This window comes from Streptomyces sp. NPDC059850 (genome assembly GCF_042731515.1).
In the GTDB taxonomy this organism is placed as follows: domain Bacteria; phylum Actinomycetota; class Actinomycetes; order Streptomycetales; family Streptomycetaceae; genus Streptomyces.
This window is the reverse complement of sequence record NZ_JBHWJI010000057.1, coordinates 54078-60334: the sequence shown is the minus strand read 5'-3', so window position 1 is coordinate 60334 and position 6257 is coordinate 54078. Positions and strand designations below refer to the sequence as shown.

The window sequence follows — 6257 nt, the reverse complement described above, 5'->3', positions numbered from 1 at the left end:
GGGGTAGGTTTTTTTAAACCCAACCCCCCCACCCCCCCCCCCCACAACCCGCGCCCCCCCCTCCTTGTGCGCCGCCCCCGCCGGCCCTGGGGCTTCCGGCGGCCCGCGCTCACCCGGCGCTGGTCAGAAGGTCGGCGGCCTTCTCACCGATCATGATCGACGGGGCGTTGGTGTTCCCCGACGAGATCGACGGCATGATCGAGGCGTCCGCGACCCGCAGCCCCGCCACGCCGTACACCCGCAGCTCCGGGTCGACGACGGCCAGGGAGTCCTGGCCCATCTTGCAGGTGCCCACCTGGTGGTGGTACGTGCCGACCGCGCGGCGCACGAACTCCCGCAGGTCCTCCCGGGTACGGGCCTCCGGGCCCGGCGCGGCCTCGGCCTTGCGCCAGTCGTCGAACGCGGTGTGGGCGCCGATCTCCCGGCAGATCTCGACCGCGTCGACCATGGCCTCCATGTCGTACCGCTCGGCCAGGATGTTCGGGTCCAGCAGCGGCGCCGCCTCGGGGTCGGCCGAGGCCAGCCGCAGGGTGCCGCGCGAGAGCGGGCGGACGATTCCGGCCGCGAGGGTGTAGCCGTGCTCCGGCATCTCGTACGACTCGGCCGGATAGACCAGGTGCAGGAAGAGCGGCTGCAGGTCGGGGCCCGGGCGGCGCGGGTCGGTGCTCGCGAACAGCTGGCTCTCCAGCAGGTTCGCCGTCCCGGGCGGCAGCGGCCGCGTCGCCTCGTACACATTGCTGACCAGCGGGTGGTCATGCAGATTCTCGCCGACCCCCGGCAGGTCCACGGCCACCTCGACGCCGACGTCGCGCAGGTGCGCGGCCGGGCCGATGCCGGAGAGCAGCAGCAGCGCGGCCGAGCCGATCACCCCGCCGCTCAGCACCACCTCCGAGGCGGCGCGCGCTTCGTGCAGGGCGCCGTCCGCCGCGTACTCCACCCCGGTCGCCCGGCCGTCCTCCAGCAGCACCCGGTGCACCCGCGCGCCGGTGGTGACGGTCAGCTTCGGATGGTCCAGGACGGGCGCCATGAAGCTCTGCCAGGCGCTCATCCGGCGCCCGTCGCGGGTGGTGGTGTGGTTGAACCCGGCGCCGATCATGCGCTCGCCGTTGAAGTCCTCGGTCAGCGGATGCCCCAGCGCCACCGCGGCCTCGACGAACGCCTCCGCCGTGGGGTGCGGTTCGGCGATCCGGCTGACCGGCAGCGGCCCGTCGCCGCCGTGCCACTCGCTCGCCCCGTCCATGTGGTTCTCGGACCGCTTGAACAGCGGGAACACACTGTCCCAGTCCCACCCGGCACAGCCCTGGTAGGCCCACGCGTCGTAGTCGCTGCGGTGCCCGCGTACGTAGATCATCCCGTTGAGCGAGCTGCTGCCGCCCAGCACCTTGCCCCGTGGCCAGAACAGCCGCCGGTCGTTCGCGTGCCGCTGCGGCACCGTCATGGCCGCCCAGTCCAGCTCGGACTGGAGCAGCATCGGCCACCCCTGCGGGCTGTGCACCCGCTCGTCGTCATCCGCCGGACCCGCCTCGATGACATGAACCGAATGCCCCCGGTCCAGCAGCCGCCGCGCGATCACGCTCCCGGAAGAACCCGCCCCGACGATGACGAAGTCGTGTTCCGTTTCCGGTGTCCGACTCATCGTGTTCTGCTCCCTCAACTTGCTGTCACAACATCAAAACCCTAGGTGGGCAAGCGGTTTACTGCGAAACTCTGTTCGCGCGAGTATTCGGATGATGCACATGTCGCATCCGGACAACGACCCTCCGGCGGTGTGGGTGGGACGGCCTGGGAGATGAGCCTCGTCGCTCTCGCCGTGCGCAACTACGAGAGGTCCGCCGCGTGGGGCGATCCCGAGGACGAGCGCCTCGGAAGGCCGTGGGAGGAAAACCACTGGTACTCGAACAACCAGAGAATCGACGTACCCAAGCCGGACATCCCCGAGATACAGCCGGACCTGTCCAGGCTGCCGAAGAACGGAAGGTGATCCCCTCCCCATGACGAACGATGACAGCGCTCGATCCGCCGCGGACACCGTGGCAGCCCAGTGGCGGCTCTTCCTCGACGGGGCCGAGGGCATGGTCGACCCGGCCATGGCCCGCGCGGCCCACGCGCAACCGCGGCTGCGGGAGCTGTTCCCGGGGGTCAGCCACGGCACCATGTTCTTCAGCCGCTGTACCGGACTCCCGGCGGCCCACGTCGGGGGCCAGGTCTCTCCGACAGGAGACGGCCGCTTCCGGGTCAGAGGGCCCCTCGGCGGGGCAACTCTCGGCGTCGCCGACACCTCCGAGGAGGCGTTCGAGCTGGTCGTCGCCAACCTTCCCGAAGGCTGCGGCCCGGCCATCGAGGGGACGGCGGGGGACCTGTGAGCCAGGAGGCGGGTACCGCCGCGGAGGTCGTCGCTGCGCGGTGGCAGAGCGTCTTGTCGTACGACGACGAGCGCATCCACCCGGCGAAGGTGCGCGCCGCATACGCGCAGCCGCGCCTGCGGGAGCTCTATCCGGTGGTGAGTCACGGCACCCTGTACCTCAACCGGTGCACCGGCTTTCCGGCGCCGGGGGACGTGGGCACGGTGTACTCCGTCGTCGGCGGCGGGTTCCGGGTCATCCGCCATTCCGACGGAGTCGTCCTCGGCGAACCGGACACCGTCGAGGAATCGTTCGAGATCGTCGCCGCCAACCTCCCCGAGGGCTGTGGCCCGGCGATCATCGGCACGGCCGACGACTTGTGAGACGCGAAGGCCCGGTGGGATGGGGGCAGCCATCCCACCGGGCCGGTCGGTGCGTGCGGTTCGTGCGTCAGCCGCACTTACGGCCGCTGTTGATGCACTTCACGGCCTGCTTCATCAGCGAGTCGGACATCACGTTGATGAAGTCACCGTGGTCCGTGACCGGCTTGTGCAGCTGCTCGGGGAAGCTGTCCACCGCGAAAACCGAGTTCGGCGCGATCTTGTAGGTGATGCGCTGGGTCAGGGCCGGGATGGCCTTGAAGCCCTTGCCGCACGCGCCGTTGGCCCCGGCGAAGGCCACGTGGGTGCGGTGGTTGGCGCTGTCGGCGTTACGGCCGTCCCAGCAGCTCTGGAACTTGAACGTCCGCACCACGTTGCTGCCCTTGGGGCACAGCGGGTACTTGTCCTTGAGCTGGCGGTTCTCGAAGCCGGTGCAGCTCCAGGAGGCGTTGGCGTTGGCCGTGCCGTTGGTGAAGGCCTTGGCGTCACCGGTGATGATGCGCAGGAACTTCGGCATCGCCGCGACCTTGCCGACCGCGCTGCCGCGGAAGGTGAGCTGGACGGAGGTGGGCTGGAGGATGGTGCCGATGTTGCCTTCGGTGCCGCCGCCCGGGGCGTTGACGTCCTTCTCGTTCTTGCCGTTCTGCAGGCGCAGCACCGGCCAGTAGTGGGTGGAGCGGTCGCCGTTGGTGCAGGAGGTGGTCGCGGTGGCGAGGATCTGGTCGGTGGCGAAGGCGTCGTTCTTCTGGTTGCCCACGTAGTCGTGCATGTGGTGGGCGCCGTTGCTCACGCCGGGGGCGACGATGACGTTGTCGGAGTTGAACTTCTTGTTCTCGTTGCGCCCGCAGCGCGAGGAGAAGGTGCCCTTGGAGGCGCCCGCCTGCTTGCGCGGGTTCTTGACGTTCGGCCGCACCTTCTTGATGTCCACGAAGTCGGACTTCTGGGGACCGGCGGCCTTGGCGGCTGCGGGTGCGGCCGCCGGAGCGGCGTTCACCTCGCCCTGCTTCACCGTGCAGGACGCCATCGTGCCCAGCCCGGACGCCTGCTGCGAGCCCTTCCCCATCTGGGTGGAGATGCGGTTCAGGGCGCTGCGGCGCTGGGAGGACAGCGGCTCCAGGACGCGGGTGCGCACCCACGCCTGGTCGGTGGCCTTGGTGCCCTGCGCGGAGAGCTGCTTGTAGGCGTCGGCGACCTGGGTGTCCAGCGCCGCCAGCTCCTTGTCCACCGCGGGACGCGCCTTCTGCGGCACGTTCGACAGCTTGGTGGCGACATCGGGGCACTGGATGGTCATCGAGGACTGGCGGGCGGACTCGGTCCGGTTGGGGGCCTGCCGGGCGGCCGAGGCGCTGTTGTCGGTCATCATCAGCGCCCCGCCGCCGACCGCCAGGGCCACGACACCGACGCCGGACACGACGAGCACCCTCGACCGCTTGTGTCTCTTCTTGTTTCTCACCACTACGCCCCTCATTGGTAGTTGTCGTACTGCGATACGAAAACCGGGGCGGTTCCGCTCATCGGCGGCCGTAGGGGATGAAGGTGTGGCGGGAAACATGCGATCGCGTAGATGAAAATGAAAACCAATACCGTGTACGCTGTGGGGCATGGCCCGGAACGAACTACGCCCGATCATCAAGCTCAGGTCCACCGCCGGAACCGGCTACACCTACGTGACCCGCAAGAACCGCCGCAACGACCCCGACCGGATGGTCCTGCGCAAGTACGACCCGGTCGTGGGCCGCCACGTCGACTTCCGAGAGGAGCGCTGACCGCCATGAAGCCCGGCATCCACCCCGCGTACGAGCAGGTCGTCTTCCGCGACCGCGCCGCCGGTTTCGCCTTTCTGACCCGCTCCACGGCCACCAGCGACCAGACCGTGGAGTGGGAGGACGGCCGCACCTACCCGGTGATCGACGTCGAGGTCTCCTCGGCGAGCCACCCCTTCTACACCGGCACCCAGCGGATCATGGACACCGCGGGCCGCGTGGAGCGCTTCGAGCGGCGTTACGGTGCCGGACGGGGCGCCCGGTGAGCGGCGCGGACGAGGACCGGCTCGCCGTCGCGGTCGTCGGCGGGCTGCACGCCGACGCCCGCCGCGCCGCCGTGGACGAGATCCTCCGTACGGTGCCCGGCGCCGTCGCCCTGCACCACGACCTGTCGGCCGCGACCGACCGCGCCGTGCGCCGCACCGTACGGGACGCCACCGGCTCCCTCGGCGGCGGAGGCGAGGCGCCGCTGGTCAACGACTGCGCCTGCTGCGCCCTGCGCGAGGACCTGATCCCCGAGCTGCTGCGGCTGGCCGGGGGCGGCGGCCACCGGCTGGCCGTGGTCGAGCTGTGGGACTCCGTAGAACCGCAGGCCATGGCCGCCGTCATCGCCGCCGAGGGCGCGCCCCTGGCGCTGACCGGGGTGGCCACCGCGGTCGACCCGGCGCTGGTCGTGCCGTACCTCGCCAACGGCGACGACCTCGCCGACACCGGCCTCGCCGCCGCCCCGACCGACCAGCGCACCGTGGCCGACACCTTCGCCCGGCAGCTGGAGTACCCGACGCTGATCGCCGTCGCCGAGCACGCCGTCGCCGAAAACAGCGCACCGGACGAGCCGGAAGCCGACGACGCCGACCACGCCCTGCTCACCCAGCTCACCCCCGGCGCCCGGCGGCTGCGCCTCGGCGACGGCGCTCTCGGGCCCGCCCTCCTCCACGGCTTCGACATCGAGGCGGCGGCCGCCCGTCAGCACCCGGCGTGCGCCCTGCTGCCGCAGGAGAGCGACGAACACGGCGTCTCCACCCTCGTCTGGCGGCGCGCCCGCCCCTTCCACCCCGGTCGGCTCTACGCCGCGCTGGAGGACCTGACGTGCGCCGCGGCCCGCAGCCGGGGCCGCTTCTGGCTGGCCGACCGGCCCGACGCGCTCCTCGCGTGGGACGCCGCGGGCGGCGCGCTGTGCGTGGAGTCCCGAGGCCCCTGGCTGGCCGCCCTCCCGGACGCCGCCTGGGAGATGGTCCCCGCCGAACGCCGCGTCGCGGCCTCTCTCGACTGGCACCCGGAACACGGCGACCGCTGCCAGCACCTCACCTTCACGTCCCCGGGGCTCGACCGCGACGGCCTGCTGTCGCTGCTCGACTCCTGCCTGCTCACCGACGACGAGTACGCGGCGGGCCCGGACGGCTGGAAGCACCACCTGCCGCACGCCTTCGACGACCTCCTCGACCCGGTCGCCTGAAGGACCTGAACCTGTACGGAACGGAAAGGACACCCCATGCCCTCCCGCCGCACCGCCGGGCGCCCCGATCCCCGGCGCCGCCGCGCCAACCCGCTGGACACCGCGGGCATCACCTACGTCGACTACAAGGACACCGACCTGCTGCGGAAGTTCATCTCCGACCGGGGCAAGATCCGCAGCCGCCGGGTGACCCATGTGACGCGCAGGCAGCAGCGCCAGATCGCCCGCGCCATCAAGAACGCCCGCGAAATGGCCCTGATCCCCTACGGCTCCCGCTGAGCTACGGCTCCCGCTGAACCGACGGCTCCCGCTGAAC

At 71.0% G+C, this 6257-nt stretch carries 9 protein-coding genes; 7 read left to right on the top strand and 2 right to left on the bottom strand.

All coding sequences use genetic code 11. The features are described from left to right. Positions 1-109 precede the first annotated feature (109 nt). On the bottom strand, positions 110-1636 hold the full coding sequence (locus tag ACFV9T_RS34395) for a GMC family oxidoreductase (RefSeq protein WP_385446434.1): 1527 nt from the start codon (positions 1634-1636) through the stop codon (positions 110-112). A gap of 153 nt (positions 1637-1789) precedes the next feature. Between ACFV9T_RS34395 and ACFV9T_RS34390 the strand changes: the two genes are divergently transcribed. Genes ACFV9T_RS34390 through ACFV9T_RS34380 form a run of 3 tightly spaced genes read left to right on the top strand, consistent with a single transcriptional unit; the run spans position 1790 to position 2725 of the window. Next, positions 1790-1981, top strand: a complete 192-nt coding sequence (locus tag ACFV9T_RS34390; protein WP_385446433.1) for a hypothetical protein — start codon at positions 1790-1792, stop codon at positions 1979-1981. A gap of 10 nt (positions 1982-1991) precedes the next feature. After that, on the top strand, positions 1992-2363 hold the full coding sequence (locus tag ACFV9T_RS34385; protein WP_385446432.1) for a DUF6193 family natural product biosynthesis protein: 372 nt from the start codon (positions 1992-1994) through the stop codon (positions 2361-2363). Beyond that, entirely contained in the window at positions 2360-2725 is a 366-nt protein-coding gene (locus ACFV9T_RS34380; RefSeq protein ID WP_385446431.1) for a DUF6193 family natural product biosynthesis protein, read from the top strand. The genes ACFV9T_RS34385 and ACFV9T_RS34380 overlap by 4 nt, the downstream gene beginning before the upstream one ends. A 67-nt stretch (positions 2726-2792) precedes the next feature. Here ACFV9T_RS34380 and ACFV9T_RS34375 read toward each other — a convergent pair whose 3' ends face one another. Next, positions 2793-4190 (bottom strand): DUF1996 domain-containing protein, encoded by a 1398-nt coding sequence (locus ACFV9T_RS34375; RefSeq protein ID WP_385446430.1) that lies wholly within the window; start codon positions 4188-4190, stop codon positions 2793-2795. 133 nt (positions 4191-4323) lie between these two features. On the opposite strand from ACFV9T_RS34375, the gene rpmG reads away from it, so the two are divergent. The 4 genes from rpmG to rpsR are packed head-to-tail and all read left to right on the top strand — an operon-like array spanning position 4324 to position 6220. Then, complete coding sequence (rpmG, locus tag ACFV9T_RS34370; RefSeq protein WP_009716346.1) at positions 4324-4488, top strand: 50S ribosomal protein L33; 165 nt, start codon at positions 4324-4326, stop codon at positions 4486-4488. Between the two features lie 5 nt (positions 4489-4493). Beyond that, on the top strand, positions 4494-4751 hold the full coding sequence (locus tag ACFV9T_RS34365; RefSeq protein ID WP_385446429.1) for a type B 50S ribosomal protein L31: 258 nt from the start codon (positions 4494-4496) through the stop codon (positions 4749-4751). Next, the gene (locus ACFV9T_RS34360) at positions 4748-5941 is read left to right on the top strand and encodes a GTP-binding protein (protein ID WP_385446428.1); all 1194 of its coding nucleotides are present in this window, start codon (positions 4748-4750) and stop codon (positions 5939-5941) included. Before ACFV9T_RS34365 ends, ACFV9T_RS34360 begins: the two co-directional genes overlap by 4 nt. 36 nt (positions 5942-5977) lie before the next feature. Continuing rightward, positions 5978-6220: a 30S ribosomal protein S18 gene (rpsR, locus tag ACFV9T_RS34355; RefSeq protein ID WP_385446427.1), complete on the top strand. Its 243-nt coding sequence runs from the start codon at positions 5978-5980 to the stop codon at positions 6218-6220. The last annotated feature ends 37 nt before the right edge of the window (positions 6221-6257 follow it).